Annotated in this window: 13 protein-coding genes; 6 read left to right on the forward strand and 7 right to left on the reverse strand. The window is 71.0% G+C overall.

Going from position 1 to position 18,078, the window contains the following annotated elements:
• Window positions 1-173 precede the first annotated feature (173 nt).
• Window positions 174-914: a helix-turn-helix domain-containing protein gene (locus LPA41_RS00910; RefSeq protein ID WP_229067555.1), complete on the forward strand. Its 741-nt coding sequence runs from the start codon at window positions 174-176 to the stop codon at window positions 912-914.
• A gap of 188 nt (window positions 915-1,102) precedes the next feature.
• Here the strand turns inward: LPA41_RS00910 and LPA41_RS00915 are convergent, their stop codons facing one another.
• Entirely contained in the window at window positions 1,103-2,173 is a 1,071-nt protein-coding gene (locus tag LPA41_RS00915; RefSeq protein ID WP_229068079.1) for an LCP family protein, read from the reverse strand.
• Window positions 2,174-2,533: 360 nt separating this feature from the next.
• On the opposite strand from LPA41_RS00915, the gene LPA41_RS00920 reads away from it, so the two are divergent.
• Window positions 2,534-3,322 carry a DNA adenine methylase gene (locus LPA41_RS00920; protein WP_229067556.1) on the forward strand — a complete coding sequence of 263 codons (789 nt, stop codon included), beginning with the start codon at window positions 2,534-2,536 and terminating at the stop codon, window positions 3,320-3,322.
• On the opposite strand, the gene LPA41_RS00925 is transcribed toward LPA41_RS00920, so the two are convergent.
• The 5 genes from LPA41_RS00925 to LPA41_RS00945 all read right to left on the reverse strand — a co-directional run bounded on the left by LPA41_RS00925 (window position 3,300) and on the right by LPA41_RS00945 (window position 8,509).
• Complete coding sequence (locus tag LPA41_RS00925) at window positions 3,300-4,733, reverse strand: calcium-binding protein (RefSeq protein ID WP_229067557.1); 1,434 nt, start codon at window positions 4,731-4,733, stop codon at window positions 3,300-3,302. The two genes, LPA41_RS00920 and LPA41_RS00925, sit on opposite strands and share 23 nt — an antisense overlap.
• 69 nt (window positions 4,734-4,802) lie before the next feature.
• Window positions 4,803-5,558 (reverse strand): heme ABC transporter ATP-binding protein, encoded by a 756-nt coding sequence (locus LPA41_RS00930; protein ID WP_229067558.1) that lies wholly within the window; start codon window positions 5,556-5,558, stop codon window positions 4,803-4,805.
• The gene (locus LPA41_RS00935) at window positions 5,555-6,625 is read right to left on the reverse strand and encodes an iron ABC transporter permease (protein WP_229067559.1); all 1,071 of its coding nucleotides are present in this window, start codon (window positions 6,623-6,625) and stop codon (window positions 5,555-5,557) included. Before LPA41_RS00935 ends, LPA41_RS00930 begins: the two co-directional genes overlap by 4 nt.
• 20 nt (window positions 6,626-6,645) lie before the next feature.
• On the reverse strand, window positions 6,646-7,671 hold the full coding sequence (locus tag LPA41_RS00940; protein ID WP_229067560.1) for a hemin ABC transporter substrate-binding protein: 1,026 nt from the start codon (window positions 7,669-7,671) through the stop codon (window positions 6,646-6,648).
• 43 nt (window positions 7,672-7,714) lie between these two features.
• Window positions 7,715-8,509 carry a hypothetical protein gene (locus LPA41_RS00945; protein WP_229067561.1) on the reverse strand — a complete coding sequence of 265 codons (795 nt, stop codon included), beginning with the start codon at window positions 8,507-8,509 and terminating at the stop codon, window positions 7,715-7,717.
• A 119-nt stretch (window positions 8,510-8,628) separates the two neighbouring features.
• On the opposite strand from LPA41_RS00945, the gene LPA41_RS00950 reads away from it, so the two are divergent.
• The 3 genes from LPA41_RS00950 to LPA41_RS00960 all read left to right on the forward strand — a co-directional run bounded on the left by LPA41_RS00950 (window position 8,629) and on the right by LPA41_RS00960 (window position 11,705).
• A complete protein-coding gene (locus LPA41_RS00950) occupies window positions 8,629-9,804 on the forward strand; it encodes an HtaA domain-containing protein (protein ID WP_229067562.1) in 1,176 nt (391 codons plus the stop codon).
• 76 nt (window positions 9,805-9,880) lie between these two features.
• Window positions 9,881-10,855 carry a WxL protein peptidoglycan domain-containing protein gene (locus LPA41_RS00955; protein WP_229067563.1) on the forward strand — a complete coding sequence of 325 codons (975 nt, stop codon included), beginning with the start codon at window positions 9,881-9,883 and terminating at the stop codon, window positions 10,853-10,855.
• A gap of 196 nt (window positions 10,856-11,051) precedes the next feature.
• Window positions 11,052-11,705 carry a heme oxygenase (biliverdin-producing) gene (locus LPA41_RS00960; protein ID WP_229067564.1) on the forward strand — a complete coding sequence of 218 codons (654 nt, stop codon included), beginning with the start codon at window positions 11,052-11,054 and terminating at the stop codon, window positions 11,703-11,705.
• Window positions 11,706-11,972: 267 nt separating this feature from the next.
• On the opposite strand, the gene LPA41_RS00965 is transcribed toward LPA41_RS00960, so the two are convergent.
• Window positions 11,973-13,058: a low specificity L-threonine aldolase gene (locus LPA41_RS00965; RefSeq protein ID WP_229067565.1), complete on the reverse strand. Its 1,086-nt coding sequence runs from the start codon at window positions 13,056-13,058 to the stop codon at window positions 11,973-11,975.
• 89 nt (window positions 13,059-13,147) lie between these two features.
• On the opposite strand from LPA41_RS00965, the gene LPA41_RS00970 reads away from it, so the two are divergent.
• Window positions 13,148-16,930 carry a DUF4132 domain-containing protein gene (locus LPA41_RS00970; RefSeq protein WP_229067567.1) on the forward strand — a complete coding sequence of 1,261 codons (3,783 nt, stop codon included), beginning with the start codon at window positions 13,148-13,150 and terminating at the stop codon, window positions 16,928-16,930.
• The last annotated feature ends 1,148 nt before the right edge of the window (window positions 16,931-18,078 follow it).

Raw genomic sequence — 18,078 nt, forward strand, 5'->3', positions numbered from 1 at the left:
TGCGTTCGCACATCGAGCAACATACACATTGCGTTGATCTAGCATTAGACCTGTTAGATGGCTTGCAATCATTGCAATGGATCTGAAAGCAACGCAACGGCGGAGCATCGGTTCATTGCAATGGGTGGAATTGAACGCTATGGTTGGCCGTCGGCTACCAGAAGGAGACCGCGATGCCCGGAGGCAGACTCACCCAGCAGGAGCGCCAGCAGATCGGGCTGGGGCTCGCCGACGGCCTCGCCTACGCGGAGATCGCCCGGCGCATCGACCGCCCGACGTCCACGGTCACCCGTGAGGTGATGCGAAACGGCGGGCCCACCGGCTATCGCGCCGAGCTGGCGCACCACGCCACCGAGAGGCGCGCCCACCGCCGGCGGCAGTCCACCAGCCGCGGACCAGGGGCGGCTTCGCAGCCGCACGGGCGCGACGCCGACGCCGTCCGGGAGTACGAGGAGGCCTTCGCCGCCATCCTCATGCAGTCCGGCCTGCCCAGGATGACCGCCCGCGTGCTGACCTGCCTCTACACCACCGACGAGGGAAGTCTCACCGCTGCCGAACTCGTCCAGCGCCTGCAGATCAGCCCGGCGTCCGTCTCCAAGGCCATCGCGTTCCTGGAGAGCCAGGGCCTGGCCCGCCGCTACCGCGACGAGCGCCGCCGCGAGCGCTACCTCGTCGACAACGACGTCTGGTACCAATCGATGATCGCCGCAGCCCGCGGCCACGCCAAGCTCGCCGAAACCGCCCGGCAGGGCGTGCACGTCCTCGGCCGCGACACCCTGGCAGCGGTCCGCCTGGAGAACATCGCCCGCTTCATCGACTTCGTCGGCGAAAGCATGATCCGGGCGTCCGAGCAGGCCCGCGAGATCCTCAACCCCAAGCCCAGCCCGATCCCGCCCGCGACCGGCGAGGGCTGATCGCTTCCGGGCAAAGCGCCCGAGCTGCACGGAACCGGCCAGCCCCCGCAGGCCGGGCGCGGGCGCTCTCGCGGGCGCTGGAAGGCTATGCGGGCAGTGTGGAGGCGGCCATGGAGGGTCTGGCCGCGCCCACGTTCGTACCCTTCCCGGAGTAGGCCCGCAGTCTCGAGCAAGCCCGTACGGGGCTGTCAGCTGTCGGCGTTCACCAGGCGGGGGTTGGCGAGCAGGTAGGGCGCAACCCGGTCCTCGGCGACGGCGGTGAAGAATTCGCCGGCCTCCTCGCCGGTGAACTGTTCGCCCAGGTAGCGGTCGCCCGGTCCGTACAGGCCGCCGCCGGGCAGCTTGACCGTCGTCATGTCGTCGACGTTGAGGCCTTTCAGCGCGATCGCCCAGTCGATCGGGCTGTTGCCGCCGCCCGCGAACGTCAAGGACTCGCCGGCCGCGTTCAGGATCTTGGTGAGCTTGCCGACGTCGGTGATGACGTCCTTGCTCATCGCCTCCTTGGCCATGGCCTTGATGAACTGCTGCTGGTGCCGCTGCCGGTCGTAGTCGGTCATGTTCTTGCCGTAGCGCTGCCGGACGTAGTCCAGCGCCTCCCACGGTTCGAGGCGGACCGCCTTCTTGCTCTTCTTGTAGGACTTCTGGGGGCCGGTGTACGGGTGGTCGCACTTCGGCGGGTTGCCCCGGGCCGGGCAGCGCGCCAGCCGTGGCCGCTGCTTGCCCTCGGGGGTCAGGTGTTCCGACACCACGTCCATGTCGATGACCATGGAGACGCCGCCGAGCGCTTCGACGATCTTCTTGAAGCCGCCGAAGTTGATGATCGCGGCGCCGTCGAACTCCTTGATGCCGGTGACGTTGCGCACGGTCTTGGAGAGCAGCTGGAAGCCGTTCACCACGTCGATCTTGCCGTCGACCTGGCTGCCCAGCGCCATCGCCGAGTTGATTTTGCCCTGGTGGGCGCGGACGCCCGCCTTCTCGTCCGCGGGGATGTCGACGTAGAGGTCGCGCGGGATGGAGAAGAGGTAGGCGGTGCTCATGTCGGCCGGGATGTGCGCCACGACGATGGAGTCGGAGAGCGGCGGGGTCGTCGGTTTCCGCGGGTCGATGCCGACCAGGAGCAGGGTCAGCGGACCCTTGATCTCCTTCTTGGTGGAGGCCTTGGCGGCACCGGCCTCGAGCAGGCTGTCGTTGGTGATCTCACCGGTGTACTTCGACAGCAGGGCCTGCCCGGTGATCAGGGAGCCACCGCTGAGGACCATCAGGGTGCAGCCGGCGATGGCGCTGATCCGCGCCCACAGCGGCGCACTGCGGAACCCTGACTTAGCCAACGTGTCTCCCACCCTCTGATCCAGGTTGCGAACACGCATGATGCCATGAGTCGGCCAGGCGCAGGTCCACTGTGCCCCTTGGAGATCGACTGGGCGGTGCCGGCACCCACGCAGGGGGTCTCGGCTGGCGGTCCGAGACCCCCGCGTCAGGATCACCGGGAAACGGGTAACCCTATGGGGTGAAAAGCTGCGATACGCGGCCTCGGCCGAGTCTGCTCATCCTATCAAGGACGAGGGAATTCAAAGGATGAAGCGTCATTTGTACGCGTACCGACGGGGCGGTGACAAAGCGTGCTCCCGCGCCGGTCAGCGGCCCTGCGCTATCCCGGCTCCAAATGGTCCATCGCCGGTGCCGTGGTCGCCAATTTCGGAGATCACTATCACTATCTCGAGCCGTATTTCGGCAGTGGCGCGGTCTTCTTCACCAAGGAACCCTCGCCGCACGAACTGATAAACGACACGAACGGCGCCGTGGTCAACCTGTTCCGGATGTTGCGCGACCGGACCGATGACCTGTGCTGGCTGCTGGAGTCGACGCCGTGGGCGCGGGACGAGTACGCGACCTCGGACGTGTGCACCGGCGACCCGCTGGAGGACGCCCGCCGTTTCGTGGTCCGGGTCTGGCAGGCGCACGCCAGCGACCTGGCCAAGAAGACCGGCTGGAAGACCCGGGGCGTCCGTCAGCGGGCCCGCGGCATGTCGGACCGGTGGAGCCGGGTGCCGGCCCAGCTGCGGTCGATGGCGTGGCGGCTGGCCGAGGCGGAGATCGAGAACCGGCCGGCGATCGAGGTGATGCGGCGCTTCTCGGCCGCCGACTGCCTGATCTACGCGGATCCGCCGTACCTGCCGGAGGTGCGGACCCAGAAGATGTACGGCCGGGAGATGACGACGGCGGAGCATGTCGAGATGCTCGACGTGCTCCGCCGTCATGCCGGTCCGGTGGTGCTCAGCGGTTACGACAACGACCTCTACAACGCGGCGCTGCCCACCTGGCGCCAGGTGACGGTGAAGCCCCCGAAGGTGGAGAAGGGCGCCAGCCGTACCGAAAAGCTCTGGATCAAACCAGACGCTCGCAGCTGACGAAGATGTCGTCGCGGTGCGGGCGGCACAGGTCGCCGTCGGCGGTGGCGTTGGCGCCGCCGTCCAGCCGGTCCGGTTCGGGGGTGTTGCCCCAGTCGGTGCCGTCCAGGTAGTCGTCGCCGGCCTCGCCGTAGACGCTGTCCCGGTCGGCGTCGCCGGTCAGGTCGTCGTTGCCGCCGCCGCCGCGGATGGTGTCGTTGCCGTACCCGCCGAGGATCATGTTCGGCGCGGCGTTGCCGGTGAGCCGGTCGTGACCGCTGCCGCTCGAGACGTTCTCGACGTCGGCGCCGACGGTGTCCTTCTCGCCGGACTGCCCGTCGTCGCCCTTGGCGCCGTCCAGGTCGACCGCGATCGCCCTGGTGTAGTTGCTGTAGTCGGCCAGGTCGACGCCCGCGCCGCCGCGCAGCACGTCGGCGCTGACCCGGCCCTCGCCCGGGAAGTCGCCGTTCATCCGGTCGTTGCCGGCGCCACCGTCGAGCACGTCGGCACCGAGCCCGCCGTCGAGCGCGTCGTCGCCGCCGTTGCCGTAGAGACCGTCGTTCCCGCCGCCGCCGGACAGCATCTCCGCCCGGTTCGACCCGTGGATCCGGTCGTTCTTCGGGCCGCCGCTGATCTCCTCGATGTCGGTACGGACGTTGTCCTTCTCGCCGGACTTGCCGTCGTCGGCAACCCCGTCGAGATCGATCCGTACCGCGTGCCGGTAGTCCAGGTAGGCGCCGAGCGCGTCGTTGCCGGCGCCACCGGAGTAGACGTCGTTGTCGGCGCCGCTGACGTCCGTCTCGTCCCAGCCGATGGTGTCGTCGCCGGCCCCGCCGTAGAGCCGGTCGTTGCCCGCCCCGCCACCGACGTAGTCGCGGTCGTTGCCGCCGTCGACGAGGTCGTGCCCGGTCCGGCCGTAGAGGTAGTCGCTGCCGGCGCCGCCGTAGAGCCGGTCGTTGCCGGAGCTGCCGCTGAGGTTGTCGCTCCCGCCGGCACCCTGCATCTTGTCGTTGCCGGAACCGCCGGTCAGGTAGTCGCCGCGCGGGCCACCGGTGATCGAGTCGTTCCCGCTGCCCCCGTCGGCGATCAGGGCGACGCCGCTCCGGTTGACGATCGAGTCGGCACGGTCGGCGGTGTAGACGTCCACCCGGGTGGGTGCCTTCTTCGGCGTACACCTGACCTTGGTCTTGTCGCCCTTGACCTTCTTGCAGCCCTTGCCGGCCTTGACGGCGACCTTGTCGTCGACGGTGATCGTGTTGCCGGAGCGGGTGACCACGACCTTGTTCTGCTTGCCCTTGGCGGCCACGTAGAGCACGGTCCGGCCGGAGACGCGCGCCTCGCCGGTGGCCGCGGCCTGCGCCGGTGCGCTGAGCAGGCTGGTGCTGAGCAGCGCCAACCCGGTTACGGTGGCGAGCCGGACGGTGTGTTTCATGTGGACCCTTCCCCGGGACCCGATGATGATCACCGCATCATAGATACGCCACCGTATCGACGCCACCCCCTATCGATGCGGAACGATAAGTGGGATCCCGGTCCGCGGATGGTCGATCACCTCGACCCGATGCTGGTAGACGTCACTCAGCAACGCCGCGGTGAACACCTCGGCCGGTGGACCGCACCGTTCGACCCGGCCCGCCGCGAGGACGTACGCGCGATCCGCGTACGCCGCGGCCAGGCCCAGGTCGTGCAGAACCACCACCACCGCCGTACCGGCCGCGGCGCGGGCGCGGGCCGCCGCCATGACCAGCTCCTGATGCCGCAGGTCGAGAGCCGCGGTCGGCTCGTCGAGCAGCAGCACCGGGGTGCGCTGGGCCAGCACCCGGGCCAGCGCGACACGCGCCTGCTCCCCGCCGGACAGGGCCGGGAACGGGCGCCGCTCGAACGCGGCCGTCTCGGTCCACGCCATCGCCTCGGCGACGGCGTCCTCGTCGTCGCCGCCCTCCGGGCGCCCCGCCCACGGCGCCCGGCCCATCCGGATCACCTCGCCGACGTCGAACGGGAACGACAACGTCGCCTTCTGCGGCAGCACGGACCGCTGCCGGGCCAGCTCGAGCGGCTTGTACGCGCCGATCTCGCGCCCGTCGATCTCCACCTGCCCGGTGTACGCGACATCGCCCGCGAGCGCCGCGAGAAGAGTCGACTTGCCGGCGCCGTTCGGGCCGACCAGCGCCACCACCTCACCCGGATCGGCGTGCAGGTCCACACCGCTGACAACCTCGCGGCCGCCCAGCCGCACCGAGACACCCGTCGCTCTCATCCCCAGCCTCCGGCCCGGGCCCGGGTGCGGCGCAGCAGCCAGAAGAAGGCCGGCCCGCCGACCACAGCCGTGAGCACCCCGAGCGGTAGTTCCTGATAGTCGATGGCGGTCCGGGCGATCAGGTCACCGGTCACCACGATCACCGCGCCGCCCAGCGCGCTGGCCGGGATCAGCACCCGGTGCCCGGGGCCGGCGACCATGCGGATCAGGTGCGGCACGACCAGCCCGACGAAGCTGATGATCCCGGTGAACGCCACAGCCGACGCGGTGAGCAGCGCGGTCGCCACGATCGCGGTGATCCGCAGCCGTTCGGTGTCGACACCGAGGTGCTTGGCCGGGCGTTCACCGAGAGCCAGGAGGTCGAGCCGGCGGGCCAGGACGGCGGCCACCGCCAGGCCGGCGATCATGCAGGGGCCGGCCACCGCGACCGCGCTCCACGTCGCCTGCGCGAGGCTGCCGAGCTGCCAGAACGCGATGGCCCGTACGCCGTCGTCGTCGGTCAGGAACATCAGGAGCCCGAGCAGGGCGCCGGCGGTGGCGTTGACCGCCACCCCGGTCAGGACCAGCGTGACCACCTCGGTGCGTCCGCCGGCCCGCGACATCGCGTAGACGAGCAGCGTCGTGACGATCCCGCCGAGGAAGGCGGCCGCCGCGGTGCTCCACGCCCCGAAAATCGTGACGCCGCTGACGATCGCCGCGGCCGCGCCCACCGCCGCGCCGGACGAGACGCCGACCACGCCCGGTTCGGCGAGCGGGTTGCCGAACACGCCCTGCATCAGGGCTCCGGCGCAGCCCAGCGACGCGCCGACGATCACGGCGAGGACCACGCGCGGGAACCGGACCAGCCACAACGCGTTCTCACCCTGCGCCGCGGCGGGCAGCGGACCGAGGTCCAGGCCGATGCGGTGCAGCAGCGAGCCGGCGACCTCGGCGGGCGAGATCGGCACCTGGCCCTTCCCCGCCGCGACCAGGCAGACCAGCACCAGGCCGATGGTCAGACCACCGAGCAGACCCACCTTCTTGTACGCGGCCCGTGGCTTCTTTTCTCTTGCGCGGTCTACGTTCACCGGTTTTGTGCGCTGTACGTTCACTGGCACGGGCCGTGGACCGCCTTCGCCAGGGCCTCGACCGCTTTGCCGGTGCGCGCACCGAAGTTCAGCAGGATGCCGTCGTCCATGTCCACGATCCGGCGGTTCATGCCGGCCGGCGTCTGCGCCACACCGGGCAGCTTGAGCAGGCCATCCACGCCGTCCACCGACTTCAGGCCCTCGGTCATCACGAGGATGACGTCCGGGGCCGCGTTAATCAGACCTTCGCTGGTCAGCGGCCGGAACTTCGTCAGCCCGGCGGCGCTCCCGGCGTCGACCGCACCGATCGCCTCGATCATCGAGTCGGAGCCGGCGCCCTTGCCGCCGATCAGGAAGACACCGGCCGTGCCACGCACGTAGAGGAATGCGACGCGTGGCGGGGTGCCGCCGTCCGGCGCGGTCCGCCGGGCGGCGTCGATCTCGGACCGCACCCGGGCGACCAGCTTCTCGCCGGCTTCCGGCACACCGAGGGCGGCGGCGACGGCCCGGATGTGCTCGGGCACCGCGGCCAGGGTCTGCTCGTCGTCGATGATTACGACCGGGATGCCGGCCTCGCGGATCTGCTTCAGCACCGCCGGCGGGCCGATGCTGTCGTCGGCGATCAGTACCGTCGGGTTCAGCTTCAGGATCGCCTCGGCGGACAGGTCGTGTCCCTGCGGCGTGACGAGCGGAAGCTTCCCGGCCGACGGGAAGGTGGTCGACGTGTCCCGCCCGATGACCCGGTCCCCCAGGCCGAGGCTGAAGACGATCTCACCGAGCGAGCCGTAGAGGTTCACCGCCAGGATCCGGTCGGCGCTCCGCACGGTCACCTTGCGCTTGTCGGCGGAGTCCACGGTGACCGGCAGCTCCGGGACGGGGTTCGACTCGATCGGCGTGATGTTCTCGTCGGCGAGCTTCGCGGTGGTGATGCCGCAACCGGTCGCCGAGGCGGCCTCGGCCTCCGGGCCGATCTCGCTCACCGAGGTGCACCCACCGGTCAGCAACACGGTCGCCCCCAGCACTGCGGCGACACGGCGGATGTTCATTGCCTCTCCTGCCTCGTCGTACGTCGTCCTTCTCGTGTGGCCGTCATGTGGCGTTCTGCTTGTGCCGGCGGGCTCGGCCCAGCAGCGACGTCGTCAGCACGCCGACGACGAAGGCGCCACCGATCGCCCACCAGTGGCCCAGCGGGGTGGCGGTGCTCGTCCGGCTGAGCATCGGCTCGGCGGCGGCCACCGCGGTGGTGGCGATCGTGGCTTCCGGCGGTGCCGCGGTGGCGAGCCGTCCGGTGGGCGGGCCGGCCGGGGTCCTGGAGCCGTTCGGCCGGGCCGGGGTGGTGGACGTCACGCCGCCGGTGACGGGTGTCGCGGCGGGCGCCGCCGCGGTGGCCGCCGGCTTGCCGGTGGTGGCGGGCGCGAACCGGATCGCGACGCGTTTGTCCTGTGACCGGTCGGCGGTCCGGGTGTGGTCGTTGCGGGTCACGACGGCGCAGCCCCGGAGCGCGCAGTCGACGTCCCCGATCATCTGACTGACCTTGATGGAGACCGTGAACGAGCCGCCCTTGCCGTACGGCTTCGCGAGCCCTTCGGCGTAGGAGGGCGGGTTCGACGAGATCCAGGCTGACGTGCCCGAACCACCCGTCATGTCGGCGCCGCCACCGCACGGCGAGGGCATCACGCCCGGGCCGTTGTCCACGCAGAACGCGACGTAGATCCCTTTGTCCACGTCGTACCCGCGGCCGGTGACGGTGACCGTCTCACCCGCGCGGTCCAGGCCCTTGGTCTTCGACACGGTGAGCCGTTTCGCGGCCTCCACCGGGGTACCCGCCACGGTCACCATCAGTAACGCCAGGGCCGCGGTTGCGGTGATCCGGCCGATGCGCACCGTAATCCTCCAGCGATTTTTCAGCGTGCGTGATCTTGCTTTTGATCACGGGTTTAGGTGAGGCTAGCCTAACTTCGCTCGTCATCGCGAGCGTCTGCCCTCATCGGAAGGAAACGAGCATGGGCACTTCCCAAGGCCCGAAGCGGGTCGCACTCCTCGCCGGTGCGATCGCGATCGGCGCCGCCACCGCGCTGACCGGGATCAGCCCGGCGCTGGCGGCACCGGTGGATGTGGCCGGAGGCAGCCTGGACTGGGGTTTCAAGGCGTCGTTCCGGGCGTACGTCTCCACCGGTAACGGCAACCCGCCGATCGCCCTGAGCAACGGGGCGACCCGCAACACCGACGGGACCTTCGACTTCGCGGCCAAGACGGGCACGTACGACGCGTCCGCCGGCACCGCCAACGTGAAATACCAGGGAACGGTCGTCTTCTCGTACCCCTCGCACTTCTTCGAGATCACCCTGGCCAACCCGACCCTGGTGGTCGACGGCGACGGCACCGGCTCGCTGCTGGCCGACGTCAAGCTGGTCAACGGCGGTGTCACCCAGACCGACCTCCAGCAGGCCGAGGTCGCCACCGTGGCGACGACCGCGCCGGCCGTCACCGACGGCGCCGTCTCGTTCTCGAACCTCGCCAGCACCCTCACCGCCGCGGGTGCCAGCGCGTTCACCGGCTTCTACTCCGCCGGCGCCACCCTCGACCCGATCACCGCGTCCGCGTCGGCGTCGAAGACCACCGAACCGACGGACCCGACCGATCCCACTGATCCCACGGGCCCGACCGACCCGACCGAACCGACGGACCCGGAGCCCGGTAACGGCTCCGCGTCGCAGAAGATCAAGGCGGCGGTCAGCGGTGGCGCCCTGACCCTGGCGTCGTCCGGCTCCGACGTGGCGCTTTCCGCCGCGACCCCGGGCCAGACCGCGGCCGGTGCCCTCAACGCTGTCACCGTCAGCGACCTGCGGGGCACCAACTCCGGCTGGGACCTGGTCGGTCAGGTGACCGACTTCGCCTCCACCGGCGGCGGCAAGATCCCGGCGGCCAACCTCGGCTGGACGCCGACCGCCTCGGTGGTCGACAGCACCCTCGTCGACGCCGCCGGCGTGAGCAACAAGGTGACGGCCGGCAACCCGATCGCACCCGGCACCGGCCTCGGCAGCAGCCGCACCCTTTGCAGCGCGGAGACCGGCAGCAGCCTCGGCAGTGCCTCCTGCGGCGCCGGACTGGAACTCGGCATCCCCGAGTCCAGCGCGGCCGGTGAGTACAGCGCTGTTCTCACCCTGACGCTCGCCTGATTTCTTCTCGGGTGAGGAACCGGCCGGGAATACCGCAATTATTCCCGGCCGGCCCGGCCCCATCGTAAGGAGTAACATGTTCGTCCGGGGCGTCCTGGCCGCCGCTCTCGTCCTGATCCTCAGCCCGGTGCCCGCGCAGGCGGCCCCCGGCGACTCCGGTGTGCGCTGGTCGGTGCAGCCGTCGAGCGCGAAAGGCCCGGACGGGCGCGACTTCATCATCCGGCGTGCGGCGCCCGGCGAGCGGCTCACCGACTACGTCGGGATCACCAACCTGACGGCGGGACCACAGACCTTCACGGTGTACGGGACCGACGCGTACAACACCGACGACGGTTCGTTCGCGCTGCTCCCCGCCGCCGACCGGGCCACCGACCTCGGCTCGTGGATCGCGCTGGGCGAGAAGACGTACACGGTCCCGCCCAACACCCGGCTCGACGTCCCGTTCGCCGTCACGGTGCCGGCCAACGCCACACCCGGCGACCACGCGGGTGGCGTCGTCGCCTCGATCGCCGAGGAACAGACCGACGCGAACGGCCAGAAAGTGCTGGTGGACCGCCGGGTCGCGGCCCGCGTCTACCTCACCGTGGCCGGTGCGACCACCCCTCAAGTCACGATCGATACGGTACGCCTGGAGTACAGCCAGGCCACGAACCCGGCCGACGGTGGCGAGATGACCGTCAGCTACCTGGTACGCAACACCGGCAATCTGCGGCTCGGTGGCAACGGCACCGTCCGGGTCACCGGGCCGTTCGGGTGGGAACTGGCCCGTACGGATGCCATGGAACTGCCCGAACTTCTCCCTGGCGGGTCGATCACCGTGACTGAGAAGATCACCGGTGTGCAGCCGACGGTTCGCCTCTCCGCCGAGGTGAGCGTCGTGCCCGCCTCCTTCGACCAGCAGCTGCCGGCAGCCTCCCGCAGCACCGGCGTCTGGGCCTGGCCGTGGGCGCTCGTCGGGTTGCTCGGTGCGGCACTGCTCTACCTGATCGTCCGGCTCGTCCGGCGGCGGGTGCGTGCCAGACGTGCCGCCCGGCTGGTGATCGACCGATGAGGACCGCGCCGGTTGCCCGATACTGGGAGTACGGGACTTCCACCGCTGCCGCATCACTCAGCACCGCTGCCGCACCGTTCAGCACCGCTGTCGCACCGCTCAGCACTGTCGTCGTATCGCCGAGCATCGTCGCTCCGCGGATCGTCGTTGTTTCGCGGAGCGTCGCTGCTTCGCAGATCAGGAAGGACGAGCCGAGATGACCGGTTTCGCAGCCCGTATCCGCCGCGCCACGATGGTCGAACACCGTGAGGCCGAGACCCGGACGTTCATCTCCCGTCTCATGGCGGGCACCATCCCGGTGGCCGGTTTCGCCGAACTCACCGCCCAGTACCTGGTGATCTACCGCGAGCTGGAGGCCGCCGCCGCAGCGATGCGCGACGACCCGGTGGCCGGCCCGTTCGCCGACCCGGCCCTGTTCCGGGTGCCCGCCCTCGAAGCGGACCTGGCCCACCTCTACGGTGCCGGCTGGGAGTCCGCGATCAACCCGGTCGAGCCGACCCGCCGTTACGCGCAGCGCCTCCGCGAGACCTGCCGCACCTCGCCGGCGCACTTCGTGGCCCACCACTACGTGCGTTACCTCGGCGACCTCAGCGGCGGCCAGCTGATCGCCCGCACCCTCTCCGAGAAGTACGGCCTGCCCGCCGCCGCCACGAACTTCTACCGTTTCGACGAGATCCCCGACGCGAAGGCCTACAAGACCGCCTACCGCCAGCGCCTCGACGGCCTGGACCTGCCGGCGGACCAGCTGGAGGCCGTCCTGGCCGAGGCGCAGCTGGCGTTCGGCTTCAACGGCGCCATCTTCCAGGAACTCGGCACCACCTGGCCCGAGGACGCGTCGGTCGCCGCCTGACCGGATCCGAGCAGGTCGAACATCGAGTCCAGCGAGCGGCCCACGAACACCAGGTCACCGTCGCCGCTGCGGGCGACGACCTGGCCCGTACATCTGATCAGGTCGTCGAGGAACCACAGAGCCGGCGCCGGCGTGCCGGTCGTGAGCGAGCCGAGCTGATCCGGTGTGACGAGGTCCCACCGGAACGGCACGCCGGCATCCGATCCGCTCACCCGCCCATGGTCGCAACCTGTCCGCCGCGGCGCATGGCGATTTCGCGCGGTCGTGTCAGAGATGCTGGAACAGCCGCTCGGCCGCCGCGGCGACATCGGCGGCGGTCCACTCCAGCGCTGCCGCCGCGATCGTCACCTCGGTCATCGCGACACCCGGCACCTCGGTGTCCTGCCACATCCCGGCGAACCAGATCCGTTCCCGCTCGGCCAGGTCCAGGGTCGCCGCGTTGAGCGCCTCTGCCCGATGCGGCAGGAAGAACCGGAACTGGTGCGTGTGCGGCGGATGCGGATGGACCCGGGCGCCGGGCAGCCCGGCCAGGGCATCAGCGATCGTACGGGCGTGCCGGACGTACTCCCCGACCCGCGGCAACTCCCGGTCCAGCCCGTCCAGAGCGGCCAGCACGGCCGGCCATTGCTGGAAGACGTTGCCGCCGTGCCGGTGACGCCAGGCCCGCGCGAACCCGGCCAGCTCACCGGTGCCGGCCAGCACCGCCCCGCTGAGCCCGCCCAAGGTCTTGTAGAACGAGACGTAGACGCTGTCCGCCTGCTCGGCGATCTCCACCAGCGAGCGGCCGAGGTACGGCGCCGACTCCCAGATCCGGGCGCCGTCGAAGTGCACGCGGGCACCGGCGTTCTCGGCGGCCGCGCAGGCCTCGGTCAGCTCGTCCCAGGTCGGCAGGACGAAACCGGCGTCGCGCATCGGCAGCTCGAAGACGACCGTGCCGACCCGCTCATCCAGCGCGACGATCTCGGCGGCGGTCGGGTTGCGGGGCGCGGTGGTCGGCAGGACGGCGCGCAGACCGGTCAGCGCGGCGTACGCGTCGCGTTCGTGCACGAGCTGGTGACCCAGCGGATGCAGCGCGACCGCGTCCGTCTCCCGCGCGCCGAAACGCAACGCCACCTGCTGCGCCATCGTCCCGGTCGGGAACCAGACCGCGGCCTCGGCGCCGAGCAGGTTCGCGACCCGCTGCTCGAGCACGGTCACCGGGCCGTCGCCGTAGTAGTCCGGCAGGTCGTCGAGGTGGGCCACGGCCGACAGTTCGGCGAGTCGCTCGCGCATGGTCGTCGGTCGTACCCCGGACAGGATCCGATCGCAGGCCCGCATGGCTGCCGTACGCCGCCGCTGAGTGTTTTCCGGCATCGCCGGATGGTCGCAGATCATCGTCCGTCCCGCCGCACCTCCCTCGATGTTCGCGGTTTTGTCGTACCTACCGGCTAGCTTTCGGCGGCATGGAGAGTCCCTTCGCCGTCCCGGAGTCCTGGCACCGTCACCGGCACCCGCGCCGGGGCAGCACCGGGGTGACCCGGTTCGTCCCCGATCCGCAGGCGCGCGCGGTGGTCGAGGCGGAGATCGCCGGCCGTCCCGGTCACGTCCGTGCGGTGCTGGGGTCGCCGACCACCGGCAAGGAGACGGCGATCGAGGCGATGTCCTGGCTCACCGGACAACCCGATGGCACCCCGCTCGGTGCCGCGGCGGTCGCGGCGGTCGTCATCGCCGGCAACTGGCGTCACCACGAGCGGATGGCCGTGCTCGCCGACCTGCTGATCGCCAAGCACGGCCTGCGCTTCGCCGCCGAGGCCGCCGTGCTGCTGAACGCCCTGGTCGTGACCGACGACAACCCGCCACCACAGCAGTTCCCGCCACTCAAGGGAAATCCCGGCGTCCGGCTGCTGCGATCCGGAGAGAACCGGCAGGGCTGGCATCTCCACACGAGCCTGCAGGTCGCGCTGCGGGTCCGGCGGGCGCTCGCCACGGCCGGTGACGCCGAGCACGACGAGGTGGTCGAGGCGCTGCTGCCCTACCGGGGCGCCCATCCGTACGCTCGTGTCGCCACCTCGGTCCTGATCCCGTCCCGCACCGACTGGGTCGAGGAGGACGTCGCGTCCGCCGTCGCCGACGCGGACTCGTACCGCGCGGCCGCCCTGACCACCGCCGCCGGCACCGGCGCCCAACTGGACGCGCTGGCTCCGGTCGCCAACGGCTGGATCGTGGTCGGCTCGACCGCCATGGTCACCACGATCGTCGACGGCGCCGGTCCGGCCGCCGCACCGGCCCTCTTCCACTGGCTCGACCAGGGTCTCGGCGATGCTGACGCGCAGAAACGCCTGCTCGCCGCCCTGGCCGTCATCCCCGGCGACGACGTGCTGGGTGGCCTCATCAAGCGGGTCGACCGGAAATACGTGGTGGCCGCCCTTACCGAGGCGGCCGAGCGCTTCCCCGAGCCGGCCCTGCGGCTCTTCGCCGAGCACGCCGCCAAACGCCCGATCGCCGACCTGCTGCGCGGTCACGTCCTGACACACACCGACCTGATCGAACAGGTCACGCCGCGGCTGAGCGCGGCCGCCGCGGCGTTGGTCCGGCAGATCGCCGAGGAGGCCCGCTCCCTGGTGATCGCCCCCGCCGAGGCGATCCCGCCGCTGCTGACCACCCCACCGTGGCTGCGCCGCGCCAAGACCGCCAAACCGGTCGTGATCAAAGGCCTGGCCTGCACCGACGCTCCCGGACTCCGGTGGCTGGCGGGGGAGCGCGAGCAGTGGGCGCAGACCGCGCCGCCGCGGGACGGCAAAACGATCCGCTGGGCCGGGACCGCCGAGCGGCTGCTGACCGGGCGTGGCCGGTGGAACGACGCGGCCCGCTTCTTCACCGGCGCGCCCGCCGACGTGGCCCGCCCGGTCCTGCTCAAGTGGCGTGCCCGCAGTTCCTGGGAGGTCGGCCCGTGGATGCGGGCGACCGTCACCCGGTTCGAGCTGGATGCCCTGCCCGTGCTGCTCGACCTGGCCGGTCGCTCCGCCACGACCGACACGGCCGAGTTGCTGATGCCGTTCGCCGCACCCGAGGTCGCCACCCTGATGGCCGGCTGGCTGACCCGCCTCAAGTCGCTGCGCCGGCACGCGCTCGCCTGGCTGCTCCGGCACCCCGCCGAGGCGGCGTCCGCCCTGATCCCGGCGGCGCTCGGCCCGGCCGGCGTGGCCCGGCGGCAGGCCGAGACCGCGCTGCTGGCGCTCCACAAGAACGGCCACGGGGAGCCGGTGCGGGCGGCCGCTCACCGGTACGGGCCGGTGGCCGCGGCTGCGGTCGACACCCTGCTCGCCACCGACCCGCTCGCGATGCTGCCGGCGAAGATGCCACCGCTCCCCGGCTGGGCCGTGCCCGGTCTGCTCCCACCGGTCCGTCTGCGGGACGGCTCCGGCGCCCTGCCACCCGATTCGATCGGGCACCTCGTCACGGTGCTGGCCCTCTCCCGGCTCGACAGCCCCTACCCGGGCCTGGAAATCGTGCGGCAGTCCTGCGACCCGGACGACCTAGCCGAGTTCGCCTGGGGCGTCTTCCACCGCTGGCGCTCCGCCGGCGCGGAGGCCAAGGACAACTGGGCGCTCGACGCGCTCGGCCTGCTCGGCAACGACGACACCGTGCGCCGGCTGACCCCGCTGATCCTGACCTGGCCCGGCGACGGCGGCCACCAGAAAGCCGTCACCGGCCTCACCGTGCTCTCCGCCATCGGCACTGACGTGGCCCTCATGCATCTGCACGGCGTCGCGCAACGCGCCAAGTTCAAAGGTCTCAAGACCACCGCACAGACCCGGATGGCCGAGGTCGCCGAGTCACTCGGCCTCACCGCCGACCAGCTCGCCGACCGGCTCGTCCCCGACCTCGGGCTCTCCGCCGACGGCAGCCTGCGCCTCGACTACGGCCCGCGGCAGTTCGTCGTCGGCTTCGACGAACAGCTCCGGCCGTTCGTCACCGACACCACCGGCAAACGCCTCAAGTCCCTCCCCAAGCCCGGCGCCCGCGACGACGCCGACCTGGCCCCGGCCGCCTGGAAACAGTTCACCACCCTGAAGAAGGACGCCCGCACCATCGCCGCCGACCAGGTCCGCCGCCTCGAGCAGGCCATGGTCCGCGGCCGCCGCTGGTCGGTCACCGACTTCCAGCGCTTCTTCATCGACCATCCCCTGGTCTGGCACATCTCCCGCCGGCTGGTCTGGGCGCTCTACGACGGCCCAGACCTCCGAACCCCCTTCCGGATCGCCGAGGACCGCACCTGCTCCACGGTGGACGACGAGCCCCTGCCCCTGCCCGGCGCTGCTCCCGCCGCTCCACCCAGCACTGTTCCGGCTGCTTCGCCGGGCGCCGCTCCAGCGGCTTCGCCCGGGGCCGCTTCTGCCGCTTCGCCCGGCGCTGTTCTGGCTGCTTTGCCCAGCGCCGCTCCAGCGGCTTCGCCCGGCGCCGTTTCTGCCGCTTCGTCGGGCGCTGTTCCGGCTGCTTCGCCGGGCGCCGTTTCTGCCGCCTTGACCGGCGTCGCCTCCGCCGCCTTGACCGGCGTCGCCTCCGCCACCTTGACCGGCGTCGCCTCCGCCGCCTTGACCGGCGTCGCCTCCGCCGCCTTGACCGGCGTCGCCTCCGCCGCCTTGACCGGCGTCGCCTCCGCCGCCTTGACCGGCGTCGCCTCCGCCACCTTGACCGGCGTCGCCTCCGCCACCTTGACCGGCGTCGCCTCCGCCACCTTGACCGGCGTCGCCTCCGGCGCTGTCACCGTTGGCGTTGCGCATCCGCTGCAGCTTGGCGAGGACGTGGCGGTCTGGGCGGAGTTGTTCGGCGACTACGAGATCCTTCAGCCGTTCCCACAGCTCAGCCGCCCGGTCTTCACACTCACCCCGGCCGAGGCCGCCGGCTCCAACCTGTCCCGCTTCGAGGGCCTGACGCTGCCGACCACGACAATCCTGGGCCTCGAACGCCGAGGCTGGCGCCGGGAGGATCCGCAGGACGCCGGCATGCAGGGCCGCATGGAACTCGCCATCGCACCGGGCCTGGGGTTCGCCCTCGACATCGAACCAGGCATCGCCATCGGCTCAATCGATTACTTCCCAGAGCAAAAGGTGACAAATGCCTTCCTCCACAACGGCACAGGTGCTCGCTGGCGCCGCAACGCAGCGGGCGAAACCGCACTGTCCAACCTGGACCCCGTCGCGGCCTCCGAGTTGTTGAGGGATCTGACTGATCTGTCCGCTTAACGCCTTCTTGCGCTCCTCGGGCGTCGAGCCGATGATCGGCGGCCCTGGAGTCCCGGTCGCCTCGGCCCTGGAGCCCCGGTGGCCCCGGCCCTGGAGTCCCGGTCGCCCGGCCCCCGGAGCCCTGGTCGCCCCGGCTCCCGGATCGGCCCGCGAGTCCTCGGCCGCTGTTGCCGTCACGCACCCACTTCGGCAGCTGTTGCCGTCGTGGCGCTCACTTCGGCCGCCTATCGCCGTCGCGCCGGCCGATTCGGCAGTCGTCGCCGTCGCGGCGCCACGCCGGTCGCCCGAGACGCGCTGATTTGCGGCTCGGGAGATCCCTACGGGTTCCGTTATCGCCCGGGGCAGGCTTTTCCGCATGGGTTCCGTCGCCGCCCTGGCAGGCTCTTCTGCCGGTTTTGTCCTGGCAGGTCGGCCGTGGTGCAGAGCGCGGCGTGCGGTATGTCGACGCGGCGGCGGGAAGGCGAGGCGGAGGAGGGTGGCGCTGTGATGCCTGCGATCGGATTGCCTGTAGTCAGTCGTCAACCGGGGCGAAACAGGGCGAAACGTCGGCAAGAAACCGGAAGAGGCCGAAGTCGCTGTCGATGGTTCGCATCAGCGGCACGCGATGACTGGGCGCGTTGCGCTGCGCTGGGCCCGTGCGGCGATGTTGATCTGCTAGCGATGCGAAATCGCGGTTTCAAGCCCATGATCACCGCGATTTCGTAGCGCTAGCAGATCAACATCTCGACATGGCGGCGCGTTCGGCGTCACCGGGGCCGGGAAGAGGGCACGAGAGTGCCCTGCGGGCCGCCGGGGAGGAAGGCGAGCGGTCGGATCAGGGTTAGTCGGCTGCTCGGTGTGGGGGTCGGCCCGTTTTGGGGACGCCGTGCTGGGGGCGGTGCATTGGGAGCGCCGCGCTGGGAGCAGCGCGCTGGGAGTGGCGTGCTGGGAGCGCCGTCGGAGGTTCGAGCTGCGGTGCCGCGTTGGGAGCGCGGGTCTCGCTGCGGGTGCCGCGTTGAGGTGCCGCGCTTGGGCCGCGCTTGGGCCGCGCTTGGGCCGCGCTTGGGCTGCGCCTGGGGTGCCGTGTTCGGAGTGCCCCGCCGGAATGCCGCGCTCTGGGGTGCCGCGCCTGGGGTGCCGCGATGTCCGTCCCTCCGTAGCGGGTTCCG

The organism is Actinoplanes sp. DH11, assembly GCF_020873875.1.
Classification (GTDB): Bacteria; Actinomycetota; Actinomycetes; order Mycobacteriales; family Micromonosporaceae; genus Actinoplanes.

What these genes read in the sequence shown, in the direction of transcription:
- LPA41_RS00910 (WP_229067555.1), top strand. Translation starts at nt 174, where the DNA reads ATGCCCGGAGGCAGACTCACCCAGCAGGAGCGCCAGCAGATCGGGCTG.
- LPA41_RS00915 (WP_229068079.1), bottom strand. Translation starts at nt 2,173, where the DNA reads ATGGTCCTCAGCGGTGGCTCCCTGATCACCGGGCAGGCCCTGCTGTCG.
- LPA41_RS00925 (WP_229067557.1), bottom strand. Translation starts at nt 4,733, where the DNA reads ATGAAACACACCGTCCGGCTCGCCACCGTAACCGGGTTGGCGCTGCTC.
- LPA41_RS00930 (WP_229067558.1), bottom strand. Translation starts at nt 5,558, where the DNA reads ATGAGAGCGACGGGTGTCTCGGTGCGGCTGGGCGGCCGCGAGGTTGTC.
- LPA41_RS00940 (WP_229067560.1), bottom strand. Translation starts at nt 7,671, where the DNA reads ATGAACATCCGCCGTGTCGCCGCAGTGCTGGGGGCGACCGTGTTGCTG.
- LPA41_RS00950 (WP_229067562.1), top strand. Translation starts at nt 8,629, where the DNA reads ATGGGCACTTCCCAAGGCCCGAAGCGGGTCGCACTCCTCGCCGGTGCG.
- LPA41_RS00955 (WP_229067563.1), top strand. Translation starts at nt 9,881, where the DNA reads ATGTTCGTCCGGGGCGTCCTGGCCGCCGCTCTCGTCCTGATCCTCAGC.
- LPA41_RS00960 (WP_229067564.1), top strand. Translation starts at nt 11,052, where the DNA reads ATGACCGGTTTCGCAGCCCGTATCCGCCGCGCCACGATGGTCGAACAC.
- LPA41_RS00965 (WP_229067565.1), bottom strand. Translation starts at nt 13,058, where the DNA reads ATGCCGGAAAACACTCAGCGGCGGCGTACGGCAGCCATGCGGGCCTGC.
- LPA41_RS00970 (WP_229067567.1), top strand. Translation starts at nt 13,148, where the DNA reads ATGGAGAGTCCCTTCGCCGTCCCGGAGTCCTGGCACCGTCACCGGCAC.